This window comes from Nonomuraea terrae, from assembly GCF_044465245.1.
Classification (GTDB): Bacteria; Actinomycetota; Actinomycetes; order Streptosporangiales; family Streptosporangiaceae; genus Nonomuraea; species Nonomuraea terrae.
The window spans coordinates 528,259-555,001 of the sequence record NZ_JBITLL010000002.1 but is presented as its reverse complement, the minus strand read 5'-3'; the positions used below and the strand labels follow the sequence as shown (position 1 = coordinate 555,001).

Annotated in this window: 19 protein-coding genes and 1 pseudogene; 6 read left to right on the top strand and 14 right to left on the bottom strand. The window is 72.4% G+C overall.

Annotated features, from left to right (window positions below):
• Window positions 1-99: 99 nt before the first annotated feature.
• Window positions 100-1,002, bottom strand: a complete 903-nt coding sequence (locus ACIBP6_RS08935) for a LysR family transcriptional regulator (RefSeq protein WP_397050251.1) — start codon at window positions 1,000-1,002, stop codon at window positions 100-102.
• A gap of 198 nt (window positions 1,003-1,200) precedes the next feature.
• Here ACIBP6_RS08935 and ACIBP6_RS08930 point away from each other — a divergent pair, with 198 nt between their 5' ends.
• Window positions 1,201-1,626 carry a hypothetical protein gene (locus ACIBP6_RS08930; RefSeq protein WP_397050249.1) on the top strand — a complete coding sequence of 142 codons (426 nt, stop codon included), beginning with the start codon at window positions 1,201-1,203 and terminating at the stop codon, window positions 1,624-1,626.
• On the opposite strand, the gene ACIBP6_RS08925 is transcribed toward ACIBP6_RS08930, so the two are convergent.
• The 3 genes from ACIBP6_RS08925 to ACIBP6_RS08915 form a co-directional block, all read right to left on the bottom strand.
• Entirely contained in the window at window positions 1,602-2,201 is a 600-nt protein-coding gene (locus tag ACIBP6_RS08925; protein ID WP_397050247.1) for a methyltransferase domain-containing protein, read from the bottom strand. The genes ACIBP6_RS08930 and ACIBP6_RS08925 overlap by 25 nt on opposite strands.
• Window positions 2,202-2,345: 144 nt before the next feature.
• Window positions 2,346-3,527 carry a glycosyltransferase family 4 protein gene (locus ACIBP6_RS08920; RefSeq protein WP_397050245.1) on the bottom strand — a complete coding sequence of 394 codons (1,182 nt, stop codon included), beginning with the start codon at window positions 3,525-3,527 and terminating at the stop codon, window positions 2,346-2,348.
• Window positions 3,524-4,315: a sulfotransferase family protein gene (locus tag ACIBP6_RS08915; protein WP_397050243.1), complete on the bottom strand. Its 792-nt coding sequence runs from the start codon at window positions 4,313-4,315 to the stop codon at window positions 3,524-3,526. The genes ACIBP6_RS08920 and ACIBP6_RS08915 overlap by 4 nt, the downstream gene beginning before the upstream one ends.
• A 456-nt stretch (window positions 4,316-4,771) precedes the next feature.
• On the opposite strand from ACIBP6_RS08915, the gene ACIBP6_RS08910 reads away from it, so the two are divergent.
• Entirely contained in the window at window positions 4,772-6,400 is a 1,629-nt protein-coding gene (locus ACIBP6_RS08910; RefSeq protein ID WP_397050241.1) for a glycosyltransferase, read from the top strand.
• Between the two features lie 380 nt (window positions 6,401-6,780).
• Here the strand turns inward: ACIBP6_RS08910 and ACIBP6_RS08905 are convergent, their stop codons facing one another.
• Genes ACIBP6_RS08905 through ACIBP6_RS08890 form a run of 4 tightly spaced genes read right to left on the bottom strand, consistent with a single transcriptional unit; the run spans window position 6,781 to window position 13,260 of the window.
• The gene (locus ACIBP6_RS08905; RefSeq protein WP_397050239.1) at window positions 6,781-10,242 is read right to left on the bottom strand and encodes a hypothetical protein; all 3,462 of its coding nucleotides are present in this window, start codon (window positions 10,240-10,242) and stop codon (window positions 6,781-6,783) included.
• The gene (locus ACIBP6_RS08900) at window positions 10,239-11,051 is read right to left on the bottom strand and encodes a carbohydrate ABC transporter permease (protein WP_397050237.1); all 813 of its coding nucleotides are present in this window, start codon (window positions 11,049-11,051) and stop codon (window positions 10,239-10,241) included. The genes ACIBP6_RS08905 and ACIBP6_RS08900 overlap by 4 nt, the downstream gene beginning before the upstream one ends.
• A complete protein-coding gene (locus ACIBP6_RS08895; protein WP_397050235.1) occupies window positions 11,048-11,959 on the bottom strand; it encodes a carbohydrate ABC transporter permease in 912 nt (303 codons plus the stop codon). Before ACIBP6_RS08895 ends, ACIBP6_RS08900 begins: the two co-directional genes overlap by 4 nt.
• On the bottom strand, window positions 11,956-13,260 hold the full coding sequence (locus ACIBP6_RS08890) for an extracellular solute-binding protein (protein ID WP_397050233.1): 1,305 nt from the start codon (window positions 13,258-13,260) through the stop codon (window positions 11,956-11,958). The genes ACIBP6_RS08895 and ACIBP6_RS08890 overlap by 4 nt, the downstream gene beginning before the upstream one ends.
• Window positions 13,261-13,612: 352 nt before the next feature.
• Here ACIBP6_RS08890 and ACIBP6_RS08885 point away from each other — a divergent pair, with 352 nt between their 5' ends.
• The 4 genes from ACIBP6_RS08885 to ACIBP6_RS08870 all read left to right on the top strand — a co-directional run bounded on the left by ACIBP6_RS08885 (window position 13,613) and on the right by ACIBP6_RS08870 (window position 18,429).
• Window positions 13,613-14,350, top strand: a complete 738-nt coding sequence (locus ACIBP6_RS08885) for a DeoR/GlpR family DNA-binding transcription regulator (RefSeq protein WP_397050231.1) — start codon at window positions 13,613-13,615, stop codon at window positions 14,348-14,350.
• Window positions 14,351-14,512: 162 nt separating this feature from the next.
• Window positions 14,513-16,081, top strand: coding sequence for an alkaline phosphatase D family protein (locus tag ACIBP6_RS08880; RefSeq protein ID WP_397050229.1), 1,569 nt, complete (start codon window positions 14,513-14,515; stop codon window positions 16,079-16,081).
• A 13-nt stretch (window positions 16,082-16,094) separates the two neighbouring features.
• Window positions 16,095-16,988: a discoidin domain-containing protein gene (locus ACIBP6_RS08875; protein WP_397050227.1), complete on the top strand. Its 894-nt coding sequence runs from the start codon at window positions 16,095-16,097 to the stop codon at window positions 16,986-16,988.
• A gap of 16 nt (window positions 16,989-17,004) precedes the next feature.
• Window positions 17,005-18,429: an arabinose isomerase gene (locus ACIBP6_RS08870; RefSeq protein WP_397050225.1), complete on the top strand. Its 1,425-nt coding sequence runs from the start codon at window positions 17,005-17,007 to the stop codon at window positions 18,427-18,429.
• Window positions 18,430-19,156: 727 nt separating this feature from the next.
• Here the strand turns inward: ACIBP6_RS08870 and ACIBP6_RS08865 are convergent.
• From ACIBP6_RS08865 to ACIBP6_RS08840, 6 genes and pseudogenes are all read right to left on the bottom strand, one after another.
• A complete protein-coding gene (locus ACIBP6_RS08865) occupies window positions 19,157-20,038 on the bottom strand; it encodes a hypothetical protein (protein ID WP_397050223.1) in 882 nt (293 codons plus the stop codon).
• A gap of 52 nt (window positions 20,039-20,090) precedes the next feature.
• The gene (locus tag ACIBP6_RS08860) at window positions 20,091-23,030 is read right to left on the bottom strand and encodes a DUF7824 domain-containing protein (protein ID WP_397050221.1); all 2,940 of its coding nucleotides are present in this window, start codon (window positions 23,028-23,030) and stop codon (window positions 20,091-20,093) included.
• A 189-nt stretch (window positions 23,031-23,219) separates the two neighbouring features.
• Window positions 23,220-25,043 (bottom strand): histidine ammonia-lyase, encoded by a 1,824-nt coding sequence (locus ACIBP6_RS08855; RefSeq protein WP_397051493.1) that lies wholly within the window; start codon window positions 25,041-25,043, stop codon window positions 23,220-23,222.
• Between the two features lie 92 nt (window positions 25,044-25,135).
• On the bottom strand, window positions 25,136-25,567 hold the full coding sequence (locus tag ACIBP6_RS08850) for a hypothetical protein (RefSeq protein ID WP_397051491.1): 432 nt from the start codon (window positions 25,565-25,567) through the stop codon (window positions 25,136-25,138).
• Between the two features lie 196 nt (window positions 25,568-25,763).
• Window positions 25,764-26,093 (bottom strand): annotated as a pseudogene (locus ACIBP6_RS08845) (cation transporter); the annotation flags it as partial.
• 190 nt (window positions 26,094-26,283) lie between these two features.
• The gene (locus ACIBP6_RS08840; protein ID WP_397050219.1) at window positions 26,284-26,694 is read right to left on the bottom strand and encodes an ATP-binding protein; all 411 of its coding nucleotides are present in this window, start codon (window positions 26,692-26,694) and stop codon (window positions 26,284-26,286) included.
• Window positions 26,695-26,743: the final 49 nt, after the last annotated feature.

Sequence of the window (26,743 nt, the reverse complement as noted above, 5' to 3'; positions counted from 1 at the left end):
AACGTGCGAAAAGCTTCGTCCGCAAGAAGCGGGCATTCACCCCGGCCTGAGCGGCCACACAGTCATCCCGGGCCTCTGCGGCCAGCGGCCTCAGCGGCCTCACGGCGACAGTGTGACGCCGAACGTCGTACAGACCAGATCCGCGAAGGCGGCGGCCGCCGACGTGAGCCGTCTGCCGCTCGGCGCGACCAGCGAGACGCCCCACGGTGGCAGGCCGGCCACCGGCCGCCACGCCAGCCCCCGCGCCCGCCGTACATGGGATCTGGGGACGACGGCGACGCCGAACCCGGCACGGACCAGCTCGGCGCACGTCATGATGTCGGCCACCTCGACCGCGATGCGCCGGCGCACGCCCGCCTCCCGGAACGCCTGGTCGGTCAGCGCCCGGGCGCCCCACCCCTCCGGGAAGTCGACGAACGCCTCCCCGTCCAGATCGGCGATCCGCACTTCCCCTTCAGGCCCTTCGGGCAGGCGGCGGTCCGCCGGCGCCGCCAGCCCGATCGGTTCGCGGGCCAGCTCGGCCACGCGCAGCCCCTGCGCCCACACCTCGGGCACCCACGCGAACGCCAGATCGAGGTCGCCGTCGCGCACCTGACGGGCGAGGGTGAGGGCACCGCCCGGAGCAGGCCGGGGCTCGATGACCACACCGGGATGTTCCCGGTGGAACGCGGCGAACAGCGTGCCGGCGTCGATGAGGGCCAGCGACTGCATCATGCCGATCCGCAGCCGCCCCCGGAGCACGCCGCGGACCGCAGCCACCTCGTCCCTGGCCGCCTCGACCTCCCGCAGGACCCGATGGGCCGAAGGGAGCAGCGCCTCACCCGCCTGGGTCAGCCGCACCCCGCGGCTCGTCCGTTCGAAGAGGGCGGCGCCCAGGTCCTTCTCCAGTTTCTTGATCGACACCGACAGGGCCGACTGCACGAGGTTGAGCCGCTCGGCCGCCTTGGTGAAGCTCGCATGCTCGGCCAGCGCGACGAAATGCTCGAGTTGACGCAGCTCCATCGGTATTCCCCGAATCGATGGCGGCGATCGAATGTCTTCGTTGGACACCATAGCTCCGCTGAGCGAAAGTGAAAAAGCTGGTCAGCGGGGCCCTTCGGGAGGGCCATGTCGCTGCCGGGACGCTCGTTCGCGGCGGTCCCCTGACGAGTGCCGCCTGAGCGTACAGCCATACGACTCCTTGCACGGGAGCGACGACAGATGAATCGGCTTGCTCCGAAGATCGGGGCGATCTTCTACATCCTCTGGGGCCTGGTGCACATCAACGCGGCCTACGCCCTGCTGACGCTCGGGCGGTCGCTCGATCCGGGCATGGTGCAGGCCCGCGTCTTCCAGGACGCCTGGAACATCCTGGCCGGCGCCATCGTCGTGATCGTCGTCGGCGCGGCCATGAACTGGCGCAACTCCAGGGCGGGCTTCTGGATCAACCTCATCCTGGTGTCCCTGCTCGACATCGCGTTCGTCGTGTTCGTCATCGTGCCGGGCTACGCGCCGCTGTGGCCGGGGCTGCAGGGCCCGATCACGTGGGTGATCGCCGCGGTCTTCAGCGCGGCGGGGATCGTCGCCGCCCGCCGGCACGAGACGCCCGGCCTCACGCCGGCCTACGGCCGCGCCGCGCGGACGTAGTACAGCAGGTACGGCAGCTCGCCCTCCGACTCCACCTGGAAACCGGTGTCGAGGATCAGCGAGCCCAGCAGGTCACGGGGGTCGCCATCCATCGGCCCGAGCCGGCCGGCGAGCGGCCGGGGCTCGGCGACGAGCAGCCGCCCTCCCGGCCGCAGCACCCGGTACATCTCGCCCAGCGCCTCCGGCCGGTCCTCGGCGGGGATGTGGTGGACGACCAGGGTGGCGGTCAGCGCGTCGAACGACCCGTCGGGGAACGGCAGGGTCTGGGCGCCGCCGAGGACGTACGCGCAGTTGCCGCGGGCGCGGGCGGCGGCGTACTGGATCATCGCGGGGGACGGGTCGATCCCGGTCACCTGACCGGCGGGCCCGACCACGGGGGAGAGGATCCGGCTCAGGTAGCCGGTGCCGCAACCCACGTCGAGGATCCGGTCACCGGCGCGCGGCCGGACCGCGGCGGCCAGCCGGGTGAACACCGCGCGGCGCGCCCCCAGGAACCAGACCGTGGCCGACACCTCGTACGCGAGCGGGTGGTCGATCGTGCCGGCGTGGTGGTGCAGCAGCCGTGCGAGCCCCATGAAGTCATTCCTACCTTGTGCACCATCTCGGGCACGGCCTGGCGGGCGCGACCTTGACCTCGGGGCGGGGCACCCTTGAACGCACGCCGTCCCCGGCCCGTCGGAGCGGGGCCGGGGGACGGCGTGTCCGTCAGCCGGGAACGATCAGCCGCGTGCGGCGCCGTAGTCGTGGGCGATGGGGGCGCGGTTGAGCAGCGCGGTGTACAGCTCCTCCCACAGCGGCATGACGACCTGCGGCGTGTACCCGCGGGCGGTCTCCGCGGCGGTGGCGCCCATGCGCCGGCGCAGGTCGGTGTCGCCCATCACCTGCGACAGCGCCTCTCCGAGCTTCGGGACGTCGCGCGGCGGCACCAGCACGCCGTCCTGGCCCGGCGTCAGCACGTCGGCCGGCCCGGTCGGGCAGTCGAAGGCGACGATCGGCAGGGCGTGGCCCATCGCCTCGATCATCGCCATCGGCAGCCCCTCCATCCGGGAGCTCAGCGCGTAGATCGACGCCTTGGCCAGCTCCTCGTGGAGGCGGTCGCTGCGCCCCATGAGCTTGATGCGGTCGCCCATGTCGTGCTTGTTGATGCGGTTCTGCAGCTTCTGCTGGAGCGGTCCGGTGCCGAAGATCCGCAGCTTCCACTCGGGGTGGGCCTCCGCGATCGAGGCGAAGGCCGGGATGAGCATGTCGAAGCCCTTCTGGGGCACCAACCGGCCGGCCGCGATGACGATCGGGTTGCTGTGGTCGGAGTGCTTGCGGTGCTCCATGGGCACGGCGTTCGGGATGCGGACGATCGGCATGTCCTTGAAGATCGCGCGGTACTCCGCCCGGCTCGTCTCCGTCAGCACCGCGACCGCGTCGAAGCTGCCGTAGTAGCGGGTGATGTGCTCGCGCACGGCCGGGTGGTAGGAGGCCAGGTTCATGTGTTCCTGCGCCACCCGGACGGCCTTGCTGGAGCCCCGGCGGGCGGAGACCAGGTTGAGCGCCGGGCGGGTGGTCACCAGGATGCCGTCCTCGACCGACGACACGTATTCGATCAGCGCGCCCTCCACCCGCTGGGTGAAGTAGTGGGCGGCGAACTCGCCGTACGGCACGATCTTGCCGCGGGCGCGCCGCCACACCTTGCGGGCGAACGAGTCGGGCACCACGCCGTCACGCTGGTCGACCAGCGCCCACACCTTGACCCGCTCGTCGATCTCGAACTGCGGCTTGGTACGGCGGCGCACCGCGCTGACGATCTCTACGTCGTGGCCCGCCTGGGCCATCGCGTTGGCCTGGTTGACGACTGTGCGGATCGTGCCGCCCATGCCGTAGGCGTGCACCAGCATGTAACGGATCTTCATGGCAAGTACTCCCAGGTCCGGCACATGGGCTTCAGCGCCTCAGGGATCTCCTCCGGCGTGGGCAGGTCGCGGCCCGGCTGGACCTCGCCCGAACGGATCTTGTCCTTCCAGTCGCCGAGCCCCTTCGTCACGACGTCGGGAGTGCCGTAGGTCAGCATCTCGGGGGCCCAGTCGATGCCGAGGAACTCGCAGATGCGGCGGCCCGTCTTCTCCGGCTCGCCGGTCAGGTCCTCGTAACGCACGGTCAGGCCGGGCAGCGCCTTCCTGGCGCGCTCCACGGCCTTCATGTAGCGCAGCGCGTCGGTCGCGGCCTCCTCGGGCGTGCGCCTGTCGGGGCTCGCCTCGTGCCAGGACGTCGCGATCGAGGCAGGGTGGCGCAGCAGGAAGATGTAGCGCGCGTCCGGCCAGCACGCCGCGATGCGGTCGTAGGCGAAGGCGTTGGCGGGCGTCTTGTCGACGATGAAGCGCTTTCCGCTGCGCACCAGCTCACGGTGGAGGACGCGGTCCCACAGCAGGTGCTCGAGGTCGGCGCGGTTGTGGCCGAGCGCGGCCATCGCCCGCTCCGCCAGCCCGGTGCCGAAGTCCACACTCAGCCTGCGGACGTGCAGCTCGTGCGGGGCGTGCAGGTCGGGGTGGGAGTTCATCATCGAGCGCAGCAGCGTCGAGCCCGACCGCACGGGGGAGATGACGAACACGGGGGCGGTGAGCAGGCGATCGGCCTCGGGGTCGGCCGGTGGCCGGAACGACACTTCTGCGGGCTTCTTCTTCGGCGCCGGCCGTTCTGGCACAGCCTTTCCGCTTTTTCCTACTCGTTCGATTCGGAAACCCGCGTACTTGGCCAGCGCGCCGCTGACTCTACGCTGCCACATCATGATGGGCGAGGGTACCGGCTGTTTCTGGAGATTGACTGAGAATCGGCCACGAGATGTCGAGATAGTGTCCAGAGTCACGCCGCACGCGACACATGACACTACTCCGATACGTTGCGTAACCGCCGCCGACCCCCTCAAAACCCCATTTTCTGCCGGCGTGGATCCCTGGCGAGCACCACAGAGGATTCTGTGAGGTTACTGTGCGGGATGACCTGTGTGAACACGGCCCGGAAGAGGGGTGACCAGGAGGTTCCCCCGGAAAAGCGGCGTAAAGTGTGTTGCCGCAGTCACCGAGCCGATCGCCGAGGAGCGTCTGCACGTATGTCCGCGACACCCCGAGGAGACCGCCCCCAGCCGCCTGACGGAGGCGGCGTGGCACGGGTGCGCGGTAACGACTACCGGGTCCTCCAGCCGCCGGAGCACTTCACGCCCGAGCTGCGGGTCAGCGTGATCATCCCGGCCTACGGCGGGCAGCGGAAGCTCGACCTGGTGCTGCGGGCGCTGGCGCGGCAGACGTACCCGGCGGAGCTGACCGAGATCATCGTGGTCGACAACGGCAGCGTGCCGCCGCTGCGGCTGCCGGAGGGTGTGGACGCCCGACTGGTCCTGTGCGAACGGCCCGGCCGCGCCAGTGCCCGCAACGCGGGGCTGGCCGAGGCCACCGGCGACGTCATCCACTGGCTCGACTCCGACGTGGTGCTCACCCCCGGGGCGATCGAGGCGCACATGCGCTGGCACCACACCGCCCCCTACCTGTCCGTCACCGGTTACCTCAGGTTCACCTCGGCCGAGTTGCCCGAGGCCCTGCCCGACGACCTGGAGGCGGCGTTCGAGCCGGCCGAGCCGCACGCCTGGATCGTCGGCCTGGTCGAACGCACCGACGGCTTGACGGGCGGCACGCAGCGGCCGTTCAGCCTGCACGTGGGCGGCGCCACCTCCGTCGGCGCCCGCCTGGTCGAGGCGGCCGGCCCCATGGACGACGAGCTGATCCTCGGCCAGGACACCGAGATGGGCTACCGCCTCGCGCAGGCCGGCGCGGTGTTCATCCCCGAGCCGCGGGCCCGCGCCTACCACCTGGGCCCCACCATGCGGATGCGCGAGCAGAAGCGCATCGACCGGGTCAGCCACGCGTTCGTGGCCGACCGCATCCCCGCCTACCAGTGGCTGCGCACGCACCCGGACCGGCAGTGGAAGATCCCGTACGTGACCGCGGTGGTGGACGGCACCGCCGGCTACGACAACGTCCGCGCCACCGTGGACGCGCTGCTCGCCGGCACGGCCGGCGACCTGTCCGTGGTCGTGGTCGGCCCGTGGGACGAACTCGACCGCGACCGCCGCGCCCCGCTCAAGGACCCGAACCTGGAGCTCGTGCTGGTCCACGGCCACTACGAGCACGAGAGCCGCGTCCACCTCGCCACCACGGAGGAGGTGCACCCGTCCGTGCCGTTCGTGCTGCGCGTCCCGGCCGGCTGGGTCCCCGGCGAGGACACCGTGAGCCGGCTGCTGAACGTGGCCAAGGCCGACGAGGCGGGACTGGTGGGCGTGCTGCTGGACGAGACGCCCGAGGGCGTCACGGCGGCGCGGCTGGAACGCGTGTCGTCCTTCGCCCGCGCCCGCCTTCTCGCCCGGCCCGGCGAGCCGCTCGACGACGTGGTGGACGAGGTCTCCGCCGTCCGGTGGGTGGAGGGGGAGACGTACGGGTTCGGCCGCGAGCCCGCCGAGCTGCTCGGGCGGCGGGCGGCGTACCGGGCCAGGACGGAGGCCAGGGCCGAGGCCGACCGCCTCGCCAAGGAGAACGAACGGCTGCGCGCCCAGGTCGGCAAGTGGCGCGACGAGGCCGGCAAGTGGCGCAAGAGCGCCGTCGAGCTGCGCCGCGAGGTCGGCACGCTGCGCCGCGACCTGCACGCGGCCACCCGCGCCGAGCGCGCCGCCAAGGTCGGCGTGCGCTTCAAGCTCACCGGCACGGTGAAACGCGCCCTGCGCCGCGCGACCGGCCACTGACCGCCCTGGTGGCCCCCGACCGCCCTCGACCCGAAGCAGGGCCGCCTTGATCGGCCGGCACCGAAGCACGGCCGTTTGACCGGCCGGTACCGAAACAGGGCCGCCTTGACCGGCCGGCACTGAAGCAGGGCCGCCTTGATCGGCCGGTACCGAAGCAGGGCTCCTTGACCGCCCGCGACCGAAGCAGGACCCTTCGACCGGCGGCACCGAAGCAGCAGTCTTCCGACAGGCTCGCACCGAAGGAGCGGCCCCTCGGCCAGAGGGGCACTGGGCGGGTTACGGCATCGATGCGGCGGCCGGCCGTTCGCTGTTCGGGTGGAGCAGGCCGGGCCGCCTTCGGCCAGAGCCTGCGCACCGTCGCGGTCGTGAGCGCCGTGCTGTCACTCGCGCCGGCCGTGGTGTCCATGACGCTGCTGCGGCGGCTGCCCCCGATCGGCGGTGAGCAGGCGGACGGGGCCGAACAGGCCGGTGCTGCGCTGGCCGGGGAAGACGAAGTGGGTGGGGCTCACCTCGTCCAGGTACGGCCCGAGCGTCCCGAGGACGAGCACCTCGACCGTGTTGACCCCTTCGTCCAGCTCCACGTCGAACGTGTACGGCGAGCACACCCGCACCCCGCACGCCCGCCCGTTCACCGTCACCTCGGCCGTGCCCCTGACCCGCCCCAGGTCGAGCAGCCCGGGCCCGGCCGTCGCCGTGACGGCGGTGCGGTAGCGGACGCCGCCGCTGTACCCCGCCAGGCCGCGATCCTCCCAGTCGCCGAGCCGCATCCGTCCCGGCCCGCAGGCGAACCGGACGGGCCCGCCGAACGCCGCGCCTCCCTGCGCGCCCGGCCGCGTGGCCACCCGCAGCTCGACGGTCGCCGCGGACAGGTCGCCGATGACGTCGGCAGGCCCGGCATCGACGCGGATCGCGCCCGGCGGCGGCTCCAGGAGGAAGGTCTCGACGCGCGGGCGGGCGCCCGGCACCGCGAACGTCGCGGGCAGCGCGGCGGGCAGGCCGTCGAGCCAGCCGGCCTCCGGCAGCGGATGCGGGCGGGGCCGCAGGTAGAGGGCGGCGGGTTCGCCGTGCTGGCGGCGGCGTACCCGGGGGCGGGGTGACCAGCCGGGGCCGGAGACGGCCAGGCCGTCCGTCAGCACCCAGCCGTCCGACTCGATGCTGATCGTGTTCGCGCCCGCGCGCAGCAGGCCGGAGACGTCGTAGCGGCGCACCCGGGGGATGTCCGCCTCCGCGTACGGGTCGAAGCCGCCCTGCCGGCCCGCCTCCACGCCGTTGACCAGCACCCGGCAGGACGCGGTCGAGGCCACCTGCAGCGGCTCGGCGGCGGCCGGATCGGCGACCCGCACGGTCGTCTCCAGCGGCGTGCCGGAGATCCACTCGGGGCGGGCGGCGTCGGCCGGGTCGGCCACCAGGCAGACGTAGGCGCGCAGGTCGAGGTCCTCGCCGGGGGTGAGGGTCAGCTCCAGCAGGTGCTCGCCGGGCGCGACCGGCGCGCGCGTGACGGCGGCGTAGCCCGGATCGTCCAGCGCCCGCTCGGCGCCGTCGAGCCGCAGCGTCTTGGCCGCCCCCGCGCCCACGGCCAGCCACACCTCCGGGCCCGGCGGCACGGTGAGGACCGCGCGGAAGCACGCCCGCGCGCCCGCCGCGACCCGGCCGAACGCCAGGAACTCGGTCGGCACGTGCCCCTTGGGGCCGAGCGTGTCCCGGTGCACGGGGTCCTTGCGCAGCCCCCGCGAGGCCGACCACACCGACGGGGTCCACGGGCCGTCGCCGACCCGCTGCTCGCCGTGCGGCCCGAACGTCACGTGCACCGGCTCCCCGTCCGGCGTCCGCAGTGTCCAGCGCTCGACGCCCGCCCCGCCACCGAAGTCGGACCACGTGTCGTCCAGGGTGGGCACCAGCTCGACGTCCCACTCGTCCCCGAGATCGGTCTGCACCGGGTAGGCGGGCCGCGGCGGCGCCGGCTCGGCCTCGGTGCCGTCGAAGACCAGCAACGCGGCCGGCCCGTCGTCGAACGGCACCACGACCTCCACCACGTCACCGTCACGGGTGCACGGGAGCGCCACCGGCTCGCCCCCATCGAAGAGGCGGGCCAGGCGAGGCGTGCCCGAGACGCCCCTGACGGTGACGCGCGTCTCGCGCGCGTACCGGGCGGGGTCGAAGTCGATGGAGGCGTCCAGCCAGCCCAGCTCCACGCCGCGCTCGTCAGGGCGGCCCACGCCGATCCTGCTCGCCATGGGGTGCGTCGCGGTCAGGAACACCAGCGTGGTCCGCCCGACCTCACGCACCAGCGCGGGCACCGGCGCCTCCACCCGGCGCGGCAGGTCCGCGAGTGCTTCGCCCAGCTCGGCGGCGGACGCGACGTGACGCGCGGCCCCCTCCAAGGCGGCGGGGAGCGCGCCCACCGTCACGAGCAGGCCGCCGGCGGCGGCGAACGCGGCCAGCCGGGCGGCGACGTCGTCGTCCAGCTCCGTGGCGGCGGGCAGGACGACCGCGCGGTACGCCTCCGTCGAGACCGCCAGCCGCCCGTCCTCGACGGCCGCGCGCCGCACCGAGTCCTCGTCGATCACGTCGGCGTCCAGGCACAGCCGGTCCAGCACGCCCGGTTTCGTGGCGAACCACGCCATGTCGCCCACGATCTCGCGGTAGACCTCCTGCGCCCGGGCGGCGTCCGCGTCCACGGAGGCCAGGCCCGTGCCCGCCTGCGCGGTGGCGGTCGGCAGCAGCACGGCGACGTCGCAGGCGTGCCGGCCCTGCGACAACACCGCGCACAGCCGGGTGACGGCGTCGGCGAACACCCGGTGGTGCCGCCAGTACGGCTGCCGCCAGTCGGTGGACGGCGGCGCCCACTCCCACCAGCCGCGCCGGGTCGTGTAGTAGACCGCGTGCGGGTTGTACAACGTCGCCCCCGCGCGCAGCCACGGCAGCAGCCAGTCGAACGTCTCCTCCAGCGTGCCGCCCCAGCCGCTGGAGTGGAACGCCTCGATCCACGTGCGCGGCCGGCCGTACAGGTGGGCGAGGGAGGCGTGCAGGCGGGCGTCGCCGTGGTGGTCGGAGCCGGGCGCGCCGAACCAGCGGTGGGTGCGCGCGTAGTCCGCGTACAGCTGCACGCCCTCGACGGGGTGCCCGCCGCGGGCCGGGTCCTGCTGGTCGCAACCGTTGACCAGGCCGTGCCGCTCGTGCCACGCCGCCAGCGGCCGGAAGAACGCCTCCTCGGCCAGCTCCGCCCGCGTCCGCTGGTAGGCGAGCCAGTCGGGCTCGTCCAGCGAGAACGCCTCGCCGCGCCGGGCCAGGTGCTCCTCGGCGAACCGCGCCGACCACGTGGGCAGCGTCGGCAGCTCGTCCTGGAACGACCCGGCGATCACCCGGCCGAACCAGTGCCCGACCCGCCGCTCGAACTCGCCGTGCACCCGGTCCAGCAGCACCGCGCACGCCTCACGCGACAGGTAGTCGAAGCCGCGCGACGTCACCGAGCCGTCCGGCGCCAGCCACTGGCCGGCGAACTCGGGGCGTTCCACCACGAGCCGGGCCTGCAGGTCGGCGCCGGAGAAGCCCAGCTGGTCGTAGAACCACAGGTGCGCCCCCAGCTCGTACGCGTCCGCGCACACCCCGTCGAGCAGCTCCCACCACGCCTCCGACAGGAACGGCGGGTCGTCGGCGTCGGCGCCGAACATCGGCCCGGACGGCGCCAGGTTCAGGATGACGAGGTTGCGCACCCCGCCCGTGACCAGGCGCTCCAGCTGCCAGCGCAGCCGTTCCCGGCGCAGCGGCTCGCCGCTCCACCACCAGATCGCCGCCGGCGAGTACGTCGCGGGAGGCTCCCGCAGCAGGTCGAGGACGTTCACCCTTTGAGTCCGCTCGCGAAGCCCTTGATGACGTAACGCTGCAGTGCCAGGAACACCAGCACGATCGGCACCGCGCCGAGCACGAGACCGGCGAAGACCAGGCCGTGCTGGGAGACGTACTGGCCGACGAAGGCGAAGACGCTGACCGGGACCGTCTCGTATCCGGAGCCGCCGAGGTAGACCAGCGGCGTGAAGAAGTCGTTCCAGATGAAGACGGCGTTGAGGATCAGCACCGTGCCGGTGATCGGCCGCAGCAGCGGGAAGACGACCCGGGTGAACGCCACGAAGTGCGAGGCCCCGTCGATCTGCGCGGCGGCGGCGTACTCGCGGGGCAGCGCCCGGATGAACCCCGTGTAGAGGAACACGGTGAACGGCAGCTGGATGCCCGTGTAGAACAGGATCATCCCGGCGTGCGTGCCGATCAGCCCCAGATCGTTCACCAGCCCGTAGAGCGGGATCATGCCCAGCTGGAACGGCAGCACGATGCCCAGCAGGAAGAGCACGTACAGGCCGTAGCCGAGCCGGGTCCGCACCCGGGCCAGGAAGTACGACGCGAACGAGCCGAGCGCGATGAGCGCCACCAGGCTGACCACCGTGATCACCGTGCTGTTCACCAGCGACGGGCCGAGCGCCGCCGCCGTCCACGCCTCGGTGAAGTTCGCGAACGTGGGCGGGGCCGGCAGCGCCAGCGGCGACTGCGAGATCTGCGCCGGGTCCTTCAGCGACAACGACACCAGCGTGTAGACGGGGAACAGGAACGCCACCGCCACCGCGATCATCACGATCTCGAGCAGGAACGTCCTTCTCACGCGGCCACCTCCCGGTTGCGGAAGTAGTACACCTGGACGAGCGAGACCGCGGCCACGAACAGCGCCAGCACCAGCGCGATCGCCGTGCTGTAGCCGTACTTGCCGAAGACGAACGCCTGCTTGTACAGCACGGTCGACAGGGTCTCCGTGGCGTAGCCGGGGCCGCCGTTCGTGGCGGCGAAGACCTGGTCGAAGAGCTTGAGCCCGCCGATCGTGGACAACATCACGTTGATCGTCACCGCGGGCGCCAGCAGCGGCCAGGTGACGTAGCGGAAGCGCTGCCACGTGCCCGCGCCGTCGATCATCGCCGCCTCGTGCAGCTCCGGCGCGACGCCCTCCAGCCCGGCCAGGAAGATGACCATGGAGTACCCGGCGTACTGCCACACCACCATGCCGGCGATCGACCACAACGCCACCGACGGCTCACCCAGCCAGTCCACCCGCAGGCCCAGCAGCCCGTTCAGCCCGGACGAGGGGTCGGGGTTGTAGATGTACTTCCACAGGAACGCCACCATGACCGGGCTGACCACGACCGGGGCGAAGAAGACCACCCGCAGCAGCGCCCTGCTCTTCAGCCTGGCGTGCACGCCGAGGGCCAGCAGCAGCCCGACGGCGTTCTGCACCACCACGATGGTCACGGTCAGCAGCAGGGTGTTGCCGATCGAGCCCATGGCCTGCTCGTCGCCGAGCAGCGTGCGGAACTGGGCCAGGCCCACGAACGACATGTCCTCGCCGATGCCGCTCCAGTCGGTGAACGCGTACACCACGCCGCTCACCGCCGGGTAGAGCACCACCACCGCGTACACCACGAGGGCGGGCGCGGCGAACAGCCACGGCGGGCTGGTCACGCTGAATCGCCGCCGGGAGGCCCGCGCGGGCCTGGCCCGGGAGGCCGTCAGGGGGGTCACTTCTGGTACGCCTCGTCCATCTTCCGCAGCGCCTCGTCGATGGTCGACTCGCCGGCCAGCAGCTCCTGGATCACCGCGAAGTGCACGGGCTGCACCTCGGCGTTCGGCCAGCGCTGGTCCATGAACGGCACCGCGCGGTCCTTGGTGAACGGCAGGAACGACTCCACGGCCGGGTCGATGGTCGAGGAGGCGTCCTGCACGAGCGGGATGGCGGCGATGGACTTCGCCCAGGCGTTGATGTTCTCCTGCTTGCCGAGGAAGTCGATGAACGCCTTGGCCTCCTCGACGTTCGCGCCCTTGGCCGCGGCGCCGAGCCCGACGACCACACCGGCCGGGATCCACACGCTCGCCGCGTCGTCGGCCCCGGGAAGGGGGAACATCGACAGGTCGTCGGGCGTGGAGGCGGCCTTGCGGAAGTCCGGCAGCACGGCCGACACCTGCACGGCCATCGCCGCCTTACCGGTGGCGACCATGGACGTCTGCTGCTCGAACGTGGTGCCGTTCGGGTTGTCGTTGAAGAAGCCGCGCTTCTGCAGCTCCAGGTACATCTCCATGGCCTCGCGCCAGCCGGACTGCGCGAAGCTCGTCTGCCCGGCGAGCTGCTTGTCGTCGAACGTCGGATCCTTGGCGTAGACGGTGGAGGGCACCAGCGCGTACGTGATGAGCTGGGTCACCCACGGCGTCTGCGCGCCCAGCGCGAGCGGCACCAGGCCGGCCTTCTTCAGCCGGTCGCAGACCGACAGGAACTCGCTCCACGTGGTCGGCGGCGCCTCGACGCCCGCCTGCTCGAACGCCTTCTTGTTGTACACCGCGCCGATGACCGACGAGCCCGCCGAGTGGATGTAGGTCTTGCCGTCGAGCTGGAAGGCGGGCTTGAAGCCCTCGGGGATGCTCCGCGTCCACGCCTGCGCCGACAGGTCAGCCAGCAGCCCGGCCTCGGCGATCTGCGACATCGACATCGCGCTGCCGTTGCCCGGGTAGACGACGTGCAGATCGGGGGCGTTGCCGGCGCCGAGCTGGGTGCGCACCGAGGTCTGCACCTGATCGGTCGGGGCGTACGACGCGGTGATCCGCACCGACGGCTTCGCCTTCTGGTAGGCCGCCACCAGCTGGTCCATCGGCGCCTTCTGGTCGGACACGCCGATGAACTTCAGCTCCGTCGTCGCCTGCCCGCCGCCCGACGGGGCGCTCGTCTGGGGCCGGGTGGAGCAGGCGGTGGCGAACGCGGCCGCGGCCAGGCCGCCCATCATGCGCAGGAACTGGCCCCGACTCACCCGGGCGTCGTGCAGCAGGTCGGTCATAATGTCTCCTCGGTCGTTCGGAAGGTGTGATCCCCCGAGAGAACCTGGTGGGCCTGCCCGCCGGCACGCCGTGCCGCGACTGGCCTCCGTGCCGGGGCACGGCGACGGCCCGGCTCCGATGCGAACGTTTTAATGCTTGTCGTCCGCATCTCCGTGGTGAGCTCCACGCCCACCTCCCTGGAAAAGGGTTTGTTAACTTAACAATCAAACTTGTTAAAACTGATAGATGGGGGGAGAGTACGAGTCGCCCAAGATGGGTGTCAAGAGTTAGGATTCGCTGCCGTCCGAGAGGTGGAAGAACCAGGTGAATTCGCGGCCGCACACCTCGAGCAGGTCAGCGCGCTGGCACGGCATGGCCGAGCACATCGTGCGCCAGGGCTCCGCCTCCGTCACCGAGCTCGCCGAGAGCTTCGGCGTGAGCGTGATGACCGTCCACCGCGACCTCGACGAGCTGGAGCGCCAGGGGATGGTGCGCAAGGTCCGCGGCGGGGCCACCGCGCAGGCCAGCAACGTGTGGGAGAGCAACATCGCCTACCGGCTCAAGGCCCACACGGCGGAGAAGGACGCGATCGCGCGCGTGGTGGCGGGGATGATCGAGCCCGGCAGTTCCATCATGCTGGACGACTCCACCACGGCGCTGGCCGTGGCGCGGCAGCTGCACGAGCTGGCCCCGCTGACCGTGGTGACGAACTTCCTGGAGGCCATCAGGCTGCTGGCCGGCCACCCCGACATCCGGCTCATCGCCCTCGGCGGTGAATATCACGCCACACATGACTCTTTTCTCGGCCTCGGCTGTGTGGACGCGGTGGAGGCGGTCAGCACCGACCTCGTCGTGGTCTCCACCTCCGCCATCTCCGAGAAGTACGCCTTCCACCAGGAGCAGGAGATCGTGCTGGTGAAACGGGCGATGTTGCGCTCGGGCGGGCGCCGGATCCTGGCCGTCGACGGCTCGAAGCTGGCCCGGGTGGCGCTGCACCGGGTAGCGCCGCTGAGCGACTTCGACGTCGTCGTGGTCGACGCGAACGCCCCCGCCGACCTCCTCAAACGGCTCCGCGACCACCACGCCCACGTCGAGGTCGCGCAGATGTGACACCCCGCCCCCGGGACGGCTTCGCGACGACCGCGTCCCCCGCACCCGGCGGCTTCGCGCCGATGTAACGCACGAAGATGTTATTTGTAACTTGCATCTTGTTAAGACGTTGCCTGCTTGCTACAAAGTGAGGGCTTTCGCCCCCCACCTTAGGAAGCAAGCATGCATCGTCCCTCGCGACGTACGTTCCTCGGGCTCGGCGGCTCCGCTCTGGCCTTGGCCTTCACCACCAACCTGGCCGACCCCTGGACCGCACGCGCGGCCGTGAAGGGCGACAACCCCTTCCGGCTCGGCGTGGCCTCCGGCGACCCGCTCTCCGACCGGGTCATCCTCTGGACGCGCCTCGCGACCGACCCTCTGGAGCCGCTCGGCGGCCTCCCGTTCGGCAAGATCAAGGTCGAGTGGGAGGTCGCCGAGGACGAGACGTTCAGCCGGCGCGCCCGGCACGGCTCCACCTGGGCCCACCCCGAGTACGGCCACTCCGTCCACGTGGACGCCAAGGGACTGGACCCCGGCCGCGAGTACTTCTACCGGTTCCGCGCCGGCGGCGAGATCAGCCCCGTCGGCCGCACCAAGACCGCACCCGCCGCCGGCGGTGGCCCCGAGTCGATGCGGCTGGCGTTCGCCTCGTGCGCGGCCTGGCAGGACGGCTACTACACCGCCTACCGCCACCTCGCGGAGGAGGAGCCCGACGTGGTCTTCCACCTCGGCGACTACCTCTACGAGTTCGGCATCCTGCCGATGGGCGGCAACCGCAGGACCCCCGTTCCCGAGCAGTTCCGGGTGCAGTGCGACACCCTCGACCGCTTCCGCATCCAGTACGGCCTCTACAAGAGCGACCCCGACCTGCAGGCCGCGCACCACCGGGCGCCGTGGATCGTCACCTGGGACGACCACGAGGTGCTCGACAACTGGGCCGGCCCCCACGGCCCCGGCGGCGAGGTCACCGAGGAGGACTTCCTGGTGATCCGGGCCAACGCCTTCCGGGCGTTCTGGGAGAACATGCCCATCAGAGTTCCCGCGCCCGAGGGCCCGGACGCCCGGATCTATCGCCGGTTCACCTTCGGCGACCTGGCCGAGTTCAACGTGCTCGACACCCGCCAGTACCGCGACGACCAGCTCTGCGGCGACGGCCAGCAGATCGGCTGCGACGACCGCCTCGACCCGGCCCGCCAGATGCTCGGCGCCGAGCAGGAGAAGTGGCTGCTCGACGGCCTCGGCGCCTCCCGCGCCAGGTGGAACGTGCTGGCCCAGCAGATCGCCATGATGCAGCTCGACTTCGCCCCCGGCCCCGAGCAGCAGCTCAGCATGGACCTGTGGGACGGCTACAAGGCCGCCAAGGACCGCCTGCTGCACGGCATGATCGACCGCGAGGTGAGCAACCCCGTGGTGCTGACCGGCGACATCCACTGCAACATGGCGGGCGATCTGAAGGCGAACTTCGACGACCCGTCCTCCCGGACCGTCGGCGTGGAGCTCGTCTGCACGTCCATCAGCAGCGGCGGCAACGGCAACCCGAACCAGGGCATCCCGCCCGGCGGCGCCGACCCGCTCAACCCGCACCTGAGGTTCTCCAGCTACCAGCGCGGCTACGTCTCCTGCGAGGTCACCCGCGACCGGTGGCGCTCCGACTTCAAGGTCGTCCCTTACGTGGACCGGCCCGGCGCCCCCATCACCACCAGGGCCAGCCTGGTCACCCTCGACGGCGCCCCCGGCGTCAACGTGCTCTGAGGAAGGAACGATCATGCGTACCCTCACCGCCGCGCTGGCCGTCGCCGCCGTCGCCACGCTCACCGCCGCCGCCTGGGCACCGGACCCCGAGCCGCCGTCCTCGGTGTCGGTCAAGGTCAAGCCCGGCTCCTCCACGGGCACCGGCAAGCTCACCCCGGTCGCGGGCGCCGAGCGGCTCGTCGCCCCGCTCGGCGTCGACCCCGCCTGCCCGGCCAAGATCGACATCGGCATGCGCAGCGACGCCAAGAAGGCCCGGTTCGCCACCATGAACGTCGAGATCGACGCGCCGCTCACCGCCTCGCGCACGATGCTGACCAGCTACCTGCCGCCCGGCCACGAGGTCCGCGCGAAGCTGCTGGTCGCCGTCCCGCCGGGCACCGAGCAGGGCGGGTACGGCCTGCGCCTGCGCACCCCGGCCGAGACGCTGACCGTGCCGGTCGAGGTCACGACCGTGGACGAGCTCGACAACGGCGGCAACCTCGCGCTGCGCCGCCCGGTCACCGCTTCCTCGCAGCACGCCAGCGCGAACTACCCGCCGTGCAGCGTCGTCGACGGCGACCGTTCCTCCAACGGCTGGGCCGGCGGCAACGGCTGGAACGACGCCACCGGACGCGCCTGGCCCGACACCGTGGCGATCGCGCTCGGCGGCGCCAAGCAGGTCTCGCGGGTGGACCTGTACACGCTCGACACCGAGCGCTACCCGGCCGACACCTACGGGCTGCGCGACTGGGACGTCCAGGCGCAGGTCGGCGGCCAGTGGCAGACCGTCGCCCAGGTGCGCGGCAACACCGCGGGCGACGCCCGCTCCGACTTCGCGCCCGTCACCGCGGACGCCGTCCGCATCGTGGCGCTGGCCTCGAACGGCGCCAACGACTACACCCGCATCATCGAGGTCGAGGTCCGCTGACCGAAGGAGGCTCGTCATGAGCACGTTAACTCGCATCACGCCGCCCCGCGTCAAGGTGGGGCTGGTCGCCGGGGGGCTGGGGGCGTACTGGCCGCAGTTCCCCGACCTGCTTCCGCAGCTCCAGCGCTCGTCCGCGCGCGTGTCGGAGCGGATGCGCGAGTTCGACGCGGAGATCGTGGACGTCGGGTTCATCTCGGACGCCCAGGAAGGGGCCCAGGCGGCCGAGAAGCTGCGGGCCGCGGGCTGCGACCTCATCGTCGGCTTCCTGACGACGTACATGACGGCCACCATGCTCGCGCCCATCGCGCAGCGCAGCGGCGCCCCCATGTTGCTGATCAACCTGCAGCCGACCGAGTCGATGGACCACGCCACGTTCGACACCGGCCAGTGGCTCGCCTACTGCGGGGCGTGCCCGCTGCCGGAGATGGCCAACGCCTTCACCCGGCTCGGCATCCCGTTCCGCTCGGTGTCGGGGTACCTGGAGGACGAGCGGGCGTGGACGAAGATCGGCCGCTGGGTGCGGGCGGCCGGCGTGCGCGCGGCGCTGCGCCGCGGCCGGCACGGCCTCATGGGCCACCTCTACCCGGGCATGATGGACGTCGCCACCGACCTCACCCTCGTCAGCGCCAACCTCGGCGGGCACGTCGAGGTGCTGGAGTTCGACGACCTGCGCGTACGCGTCGAGAAGGTCACCGGCGACGAGGCCGCCGAACGCGTCAAGCTGGCCCGCGAGGTGTTCGAGCTGGCCGACTCGGTCAACGAGGACGACCTGGAGTGGGCGGCCCGCGTGTCGGTCGGCCTCGACCGGCTGGTCGACGACTTCGAGCTGGACAGCCTCGCGTACTACCACCGCGGCCTGGACGGCGAGATCCACGAACGGCTCGGCGCCGGCATGATCCTCGGCGCGTCCCTGCTCACCGCACGCGGCATCCCGGCCGCCGGCGAGTACGAGCTGCGCACCAGCCTGGCCATGCTCATCATGGACCGGCTGGGCGCCGGCGGTTCGTTCACCGAGTTCCAGGCGCTCGACTTCCACCGCGGTCACGTGGAGATGGGCCACGACGGCCCCGCCCACCTGGCCATCAGCGCCCGCAGGCCGCTGCTGCGCGGCCTCGGCGTCTACCACGGCAAGCGGGGGTGGGGCGTGTCGGTGGAGTTCGACGTCAAGCACGGGCCCGTCACCGTGTTCGGGCTGCGGCAGGCGCGCGACGGCCGCTACGGCTTCGTCGTCTCGGAGGGCGAGGTGGTGGACGGCCCCCTGCTCCAGATCGGGAACACCACCTCCCGGGTGGACTTCGGCTGCGACCCGGGCGAATGGACCGACGCCTGGAGCGCCACCGGCATCTCCCACCACTGGGCTCTCGGCACCGGCCACCGCGCCGCCGACCTCCACGCCACCGCCGAGCTCCTCGGCGCCGACATCACCGTCGTCCAGCCGTAACCGCGAACAGCCACGCCTCCATCGGCGGCCGAGCCGGAACCAGGGGCCCGCACCACGCGCGGCCCCCGGTTCCGGCACCGAACGAACCATCTGCACCACGTGCGGCCCTCCGCTTCCGGCACGGAACGAACCGTCTGCACTACGTGCGGCCGTCGGTTTCCGGCACGGGACGAACCGTCTGCACCACGTGCGGCCCTCGGTTTCCGGTTCCGGCACGGAACCAACCATCCGCAACCGACCGCCCCCGCACCATCGGCGCGCGGCGATCACCTCCACCCCCGATCAACAGCCGGAACACGGCCCGGCCTGAACGCGTCACGTAGCTCCTTCTCCGTCATCGCCCTGACATCGATCGCTGCCCGCGACACCGGCCGGGGCCGCTCGCCCCTGCCCCGGACACCGCTCGGCGCTCCGGACCCGTGGTCGCGGCAGCTGCTCCTTGGTGTGAAGGAGTCATCGCTTCTGGCGCCGGGTGCCGCTCAGGATGGCGGCCCGGCCGGTGTGCGGGCCACGGGCCCCAGCGTGTGCGGGACGGGTCGATCATCTCCGGCCCGAGCCCTGACGGGGGGCGACGGCCGGGCCGATCGTCTTCGACCCCGCGGCCGCTTGGGACGGCGGCACGAGCCGGTGGTCGCTGATGAGGGCCGGAGCATGTCCGGGAGGAAACCCGATCAGTGCCAGGGCGCCACGTCTAGGAGTCGGAACAGGTCAGGGGTGGTGGCATGGGTCAGAAACCGATCAGCTCGGGAGCGTCGTCCACGAGCCGGAACATGTCCGGCACGGCGGCGCGCAGCCGGTCGATCGACTCGGGTGGCAGGTCGAGCCGGACCTCGTAAAGAGTCTCCGTACGCAGCTCGTCGGCCGCCTCGGACGTCAGCTCAAGCCGGAGCACCGCGCCGTCGAGGGAGAGCGAGCGCACCCCCTCACCGATGCCGCGCGCACCGTCCCGGCCGACCCAGTACTTCTGCTCGTACGCCGAGATCATCAGGGCGTCGGCCCCGGCCGCGTCCTTCTCCGCCACGTGCCACAGGTGCTGACCGCGCTCCACACCGTGATCGAACACACGAGCGGTCATGACGGCGGCGGGAACGTACACCAGGTCACCGTCGATCGGCGGCAACGGATGCCTGCCGCGGTGCTCGCGCCACCGGTCGTAGTGGTCGCCGTACGTCGTGGGCGCGGTGAGCGGCACGGTGGTCGGCAACGCGTCCAGCAGCCAGCCGGGCGTGTCCTCACGCGGGAACGTGGTCAGCTCCGCCAGCGCCGCGGCGGGGGGAACGTCGGCCAGCGGCGGCGCGGAGGCGTCCACCCGGCCGGTGTATCCCCGGCCATGGGGCGCGAACGCCAGCTCGCAGGTGAACCAGGTGCCGACGCCGGGTCTGTAGGACACCTCGCGCAGGAGCCGGAACGGCTCGTCCACCGCCTCGACGGCGATCTCCCGGCCGTCGCGGATGACGGAGGTCACCGCGTACGACCCGACCTGGGCCCGGCGGACCACCAGCTCCGACCAGCCAGGCACGGCCGCCGCACGCACCACGTCACCGATCGACGTCCGGCGCGCGTGCGCCTCGCCGTCGCGCGACCGCCAACGCTCAGATCGCTTCATCATGATCATCCTTCCTGTCCGACTGCGCTGCCGGCGCTCCGGCGCGGCCGCCCGCTCAAGACACCGGGAACCGCGCGTCCGCCGCCGGACCCGACAGCGGTAGGACCGGGTTCGGTGGTGACAGCGCCAGGTTCGGTGGCGGCGGCGCGGGGTTGGGCGGTGGCGGCGCCGGAGTTGGTGGTGGCGCGGGGTTGGGGGGTGGCGGCGCCGGAGTTGGTGGTGGCGCGGGTTGGGGGGTGGCGCGGGGTTGGGCGGTGGTGCCGGGTTCGGTGGTGGCCGGGCCAGGCACGGCGGCGCCGGGTTCGGCGGTGGTCGGGCCGGATGTGGCGGTGGTGGGGACGGCCGTGAGCAGGGTGTGCAGGCGGCGAAGTTCGCGGAGGAGGCCGCTGGTGCCTCTGCGGGCGGCGGCGTCGCGTACCGCCGGGATCTCGCCGTGGGCGCCGCACCACTCGGCGGTGGTGGCGGCGAGCGTGACGAATCCCGTCAGGCCGTGGCGCGGGCGCTGTCCCGGTGCGGGCAGCAGCGCCGGCAGCGCCGCCGCCGCGATGAGCCACACCTGCGCGTACGCTCCTCGCCTGGCGGCGGCGTCGAGCGCGGCCGTCAGGCCCGTGAGCTTGACATGGCCGTTCGCCCCGAGCAGCCCGGCCTGCCGGCCCACCTCGTCAGCCGGCAGCTCGTCCCGCGCGGCGACCTCCAGCAGAACGTCGACGGCATCGGCCTGCTCCGGATCGCCCAGGGCGTGGGCGAGCATCGCCGCGAACGCCGCCCCCGGCGCGCCCTCGGCCCGGGCGAGCCCGCGGAGCCGGCCGGAACCGGCCGGGGAGTCCGTCCAGAGGTGTTTGAGCACATGTGGCAGCGCGTGTGCCGCGGCGACCTCGCGGTGCGAGGGTAACGTCGCGGCCCACCACGCGAGATGCTGGGCCTCGGACGCCGAGCTCTCGAAGCTGCCCAGCAGCAGGTCGGCCAGCGGCAGCCCGGTGAGCTCGGCGGTGGCAGCCGGGACCGGGCGCATGTCGTGGTGGTGGCTCCCGTCGTGCCAGTCGTCGCAGGCGGCTCCGCTCCCGCAGGTCCAGTCCAGCTCCACCCGGACTTCGGGGCACCGCCACTCGGCGACGATCCGGGCGGCGGGCGAGGCCAGCCGGGCCGCCCGCGCCATCGCCTCGGGGTCGGGGGTGCGGGGCAGACGCAGCAGCGCCTGCTGCAGGTCGGCGGCCATCGGTTTCGCCCCGGCCGCCGCCAGGATCTCCAGCCGCCGCACCAGCTCGTCCGCCGCGACGTGCCCGGTGCTGTGGGTGGGCGTGGCCAGCAGCACGGGAGGGAGCGTGCCCTCCTCGACGGCTCGCACGACCTCGGCCGCCCGGTGCAGCAGCATCCGGTGCGGCGGGGTCATGCGTCGCGTCGGGAGCAGGCGTCGCCAGGTGCCGGCTTCGGGCGCTGTGCCGGTCAGGGAGCGGGCCGCGCCGAACAGCCAGTGTTCGGCGCGGTTCCAGCTTCCGTCGGGATAGTGCCAGGGAACCGACGGATAGGAGGATCTGGGCATCCGGTCACGCAGCGCGGCCACGAGGCCCGCTCGGTCGAGCGTGGCCAGCGCGACGAAACCGGCGAGCATCCGCTCCCACTTCTCCCAGCTCGACCAGGAGACGATGTGCGGGTTCATCAGATCGCTCAGCTCGGCGAGGGAGCTGATCGGGGCGACCAGCCTGCCGGACCGCTCGGGTGCGGCGGGCAGCGGCGGGGGAGTGAACGCGGGCTCGGGCTCCGCGACCGTGCCCCCGGGGAACGCCTCGGCGGCGCGCCGGCCGAGATCGTACGGGAGCAACTCGATCGCCTCCCGGACGGTGGCGCGGCCCTCCTCGTCCATGGCGGCGGCGTGTGCGACGGCGAGCTCGACGGCCTTCTCCTGCAGGTCGCGCGACTCGGCGGCGAACGCGCGAGCCAGCGGCGCGGCCACCACACCGGCCAGCTCGGGCGTTCGCCGCACGGAACGGTCGAGCCACGACAGACCGGCTCGTACGAGCTTCCGCTCGGACCGGAACAGCAACGACTCCCACGCCTCGGCCAGGTCATCCGGGGTCAGCCCGCCGGGTGTGACATCCCCCGCGGCACGACCGCCCCCTGCGGTGGAGCCGCTCATCGCTGCGGTGTGGTCGTCGAGGGCGCGCAGGCGTTTCACGGCCAGCTCGGCCACCTGACCGGGGGAGGCGGGCAGCAGGCGCAGGTAGTCGCGGGCGTAGGCGGCCGACTCGGCGGGTGACGGGGCCAGCGCCTCGTGGAGCCGGACGAAGAACCGCAGGTCGATCGGGGTGCCTCCGCGCAGGAACCGGCGTACGCAGCCGTCGATGAGCATCTCGCGCTTCACCCGGCCCGACTCGGCCAGCGCCGGCAGGGCGGCGAGCCAGCCCCTGCGCGGGTCGTTCTCCCACTGGAGCACCCGGCCGGCGCCCTCGGCCTCGAACAGGCGCGGCAGGAGGTGGTCGAGCAGCGGATCGTCGGGCAGGCCCTCCTGCGGGCCGTTCAGGTGGCTGGTCAGCCAGCCGCTCACGAGGGGGTCGTGCGGCGGCGGCTCGACGCCGGTCGCACGCAGCAGCGCCAGGGCGAGCGGCATGCCGCGGTCGTCGGACGTGCGCGTGCGCAGCGCCAGGCGTTTGGCGAGATCGACGCGCCAGGCGGCGGGCCGTTCGGCGATCACCGCCAGGACGAGGTCGACGTCGCTGTCGGCGCCCGCCCACTGGGGTGCGAAGTCGCGCCGGTAGAGCCACGACGCCACGGCCGCCGCCCCGCCGAGGGTGGCCGCGCCCGCCACGCGGAGCACGATCGCGTAGTCGACCACGCCGGTGTCCCACCGGTCGAAGCGGCCGCGCAACTCCTTCAGCAGGTGCGGCAACCGGGCCGCGACCTCCTTGCGCCCCTCCTCGTCGAGCTCCTTGACCCGCTCCGCGAGCCGGTCGGCGTGTCGCGTCTCGATCAGCTTCCTGATCTCGCCCCAGTGATCCATGCGCGGAAACTAGCGCCCCCCGCCGACAGTTTCCGCACCCCGCCCGCCCGGCGACCCGGGGCCGCCCGGTCGCACGTCCCGCCTGGCAGGGCCGGTCCGGCGAGCGGCCGAGCGGACGGGCGACGGGCCCCAGCCGGTGTTCGCGGCGACGATGACGTCGCTGAGGGCCTCCTCCACCCACCTGCGGGATCAGCGGGCCGGTGTGGCGGTCGTCTGGGTGAGTGCCGGGTTCGGCGTGGTGGGCGTGCCGCGGACGGCTTGCCGGAGGCGGTCGTCGCCACGGCCGTTGACCAGGACGATCATCTCCTGGAGGTCGCCGGTGAGGTTTCTGTCGTTCTCCAGTTCCGCGATCCTGGAGCGGATCACGGCCTGGAGGCGCCCGGTGCCGTCCCCGAGGCGCGGCGGCGGAGCGCCGTCGTCGATGCCGCGGACGACCAGGTCGACCCCCTGCGCGCTCATCATGTACAGCACGGCCAGGACGGTGTCGAGCCGCTCCTGGTTCGCCAGCAGATTGCGCAGCGAGGCCATCGCCATGCTGTTGTGGTCCTCCTGCCCGTCTTTGGCGGGCCGCGACAGAGTCCCCGACGGGAACGCCCGTACCTGCATCTCGGGGATCAGCGCCGTGGCGACCGTCTGGAGCTGCACCATGCCGGAGTTGAGCCCCACCGGGCCGCCGGCCAGGTTGGCCGGCAGCCCGTAACTCCACCTGCTGGACAACAGCCGGGCCGACAGTTCCTGCGACAGCACGCCCACGTCCGCGAGGCCGGCGTTGAGCGCGTCCAGGTTGTGGCCCATGACCGCCCCGTCCCAGTTGCCGCCCATCACGAACTCCACCTGTCCGTCGCCGTCCCTGAAGAGCAGCGGGTTGGAGGTCGAGGCGTTCATCTCCTGGCGGAGGACCTGCCGGGAGTGGGCGAGGTTCTGCCGGAGCGAGGCCAGGATGTGCGGCGCCGCGCGCACCGACACCGCGTCCTGGATCCGGTCGGTGTCGTCGGGGTTGAACCGGACGCGGGTGCGGCCGGTCATGAACGCGCTACCTCGCACCAGCGCCCGCAGCCTCGCGGCGACCCGCTCCTCCTCGGGGATCCCGCGTTCGGCGTGGGTACGCGGGTCCAGCGAGCCGGCCTCGGCCCGGGTGGCCTCCATGAACAGGGCGAACGCGCCCTCGGCGTGGTCGGCCTGCGCCTCGGCCCGGCGCAGCGCCGCCACGTGGCCGGCGGCGACGACCGTACTGCCGCTCACGATCGGCAGCGCCTCGCCCATCTCCAGCTCCAGCGGCGCGATCCCCGCCTCGCGGAGGATCTCCCCGGCGGGGGCGACCAGGGTGGCCTGTCCCGGACGGCTCAGGCCGGCGCACGCCCCGGCGCCTCCGGTGGCCACCAGGCCGGCCACCGCCATCGGCTGCAGGTCTCCCGACCCCAGCGATCCGACCTGCGGCAGCACCGGGGTGACCCCCTTGTTCACCAGCTCGAGAAGTTTCCTGGGCAGTTCGGGCCGCACGCCCATGTGCCCGCGCGCCATCTGGTTCGCGCGGATCACCAGAGCCAGCCGGGTGATCGCCCCGTCCAGCACGGGCTCGGTGGCCACCCCGTGAGAGGCGAGGATCCGCCTCTGGAACTCCGCGGACTCCTCGACGCCGATCGACCTGTCCTTGAGCGGTCCGAGGGCCTGGTTCCACCCGTACACGCGGGGCGGCGGCGGGTCCTGCCGCGTCACCAGCGCCACCGCGTCCTCGCGGTAGCGGCGCATCGTCCGTACGGCCTCCGGGTCGAGCCGGACGCGCAGGCGCGGTGCCGTCAGCACCGCGAAGGCGTCCTCGACCGTGAGGTTCCCGCCGTCGAGGCGCAGAGAGACCACCGGGCCGTCGGCGACCCGCGGCGGGTCGATGCGCAGATCCCGGCAGTCGGCGATCGAGCTCGGGCGCGCCGCCGCGCCGGACGGTGCGGCGAGGGCGGGAGAGGCTCCGCCGGCCATCAGCAGAACGCAGCCGATCAGCCCTCTGTACACGCTCATGCGGTCACCCTGAAGATCGTTGACGATGTGCGGCCTCGTCATACCCCCGCGCAGGTCAGCAAGGTGGTCCGGAGAGGTAAACAACCTCCGGCTCAGAACGCCAGGATGACCACCGTGGAGACGTAGAGGACGGCGAGCAGCACACCCTCGAAACCGACCCGCGCCCATGCGCGCCGCTGGCGGACGAGCATGCCGCCCAGGAGCACGGCGGTCATGAGCAACGCGGCCGTGGTGAGGAAGAGCTGATCGGCCCGGGCGGCGTGGAACAGCGACCCGCCGCGGAAGGCGATGTCGCCCACGACGAGGTTCAGCGCGTCGAGGCTGTTGCCCCCGATGACCGCCGCGATGGCCAGCGTCACGGCCCCGCGGCGGACGGCGGCCACCGCGGTGATCGACTCGGGCAGCGCGTTGACCACGCCCATGAAGATCGCGCCCACCACGCCGGCGCTCAGCCCGGTCAGCACCACCATGTCCTGCGCCGCCCCTGCCACCGCCCAGCCGCCCGCCACGACGAGCAGGGCCACCGCCGCGAACTCCGCCCACAGCAGCCAGGCGCGGCGGCGGCCGAGCGGGCCGTGGTCGGACGGCGTGTCCGGCCTGACCTCCCGGGGTCACGGCACGCCACATCAGCGGCTGTCCGTGGATGAGTTTGAGCCCGCCCGCGTACAGGGCGATCATGACCACCGACGCCGGGTGCACGCCGAGCACGGTGACCTGTGGGCTGAACGACGCCAGCAGCGCGACGCTGAGCAGCACGATCAGCAGCCAGCCGAACAGCAGGTTCTGCGCCGAGGCGGCGGCGTGCTCCAGATTGGCGCGCCGATAGGCGATGTCCGCCGCCACGATCGCCACGGTCTGAGCCGCGATCCCGCCCACCGCGTTGCTGTAGGCGAGCTGCGCCTGCCCGTCGGCGGCGCTCACGCCCGTCATGACGATCCCCGACAGCGAGGTGGCGGCGCCGAAGAACACCGCCCCGAACAGCGCCTCGCCCCAGCCGGTACGGTCCGCCAGCGCGTCCCCGAGACCGACGAGCCGCACCGTGCACACCATCGTGACCACCGAAGCGATCAGGAAGACCGCGATCGCCAAGCCCAACGGCCACGGCTGTCCCGTGATCGGCAAACCGTCCTCCACCGGCGCGATCGGCATCACCCGCCGGCCGTTCGTCACGGAACGGCCGGCCGAGGTGACCCATTACCCGGAACTCCGTGACCATCACCAAGATGTGACAAATGCCGATCTACGCCGCGCAGCGGACCGAGAACCAGACCGCCTTGCCGCCCTCGGCCGCCGTGACGCCCCACTCGTCGGCGAGCGCGGCGACGATCTGCAGGCCGCGCCCGGAAAGCGCCTCGACGTCGGGGGAGCGAGGGCAGGGTTCGCCGTCGCCCGGATCGAAGACCTCGCCGTAGAGGCGGTCGCCGCGGTCCTCCAGGCGCAGCGCGTACGCGGAACCGCCGTACCGGACGGCGTTGGTGGCCAGCTCGCTGACGATGAGCAGGCAGCCGTCGATCTCCCGCACACGTCCCCAGCGGGTCAGCTCCGTACGGATCAGGGAGCGCGCCTTGGCCACACCGGCCGGGACGGACGGGAGCAGGCACTCCACGGTGTGGAGGGGAGGGGCGGACAGGGGCCCGGGGGGAAGGGCCATCAGCATCAGACCTCTCAGGTTGGGAGCGCTCCCAATACCACGATAAACG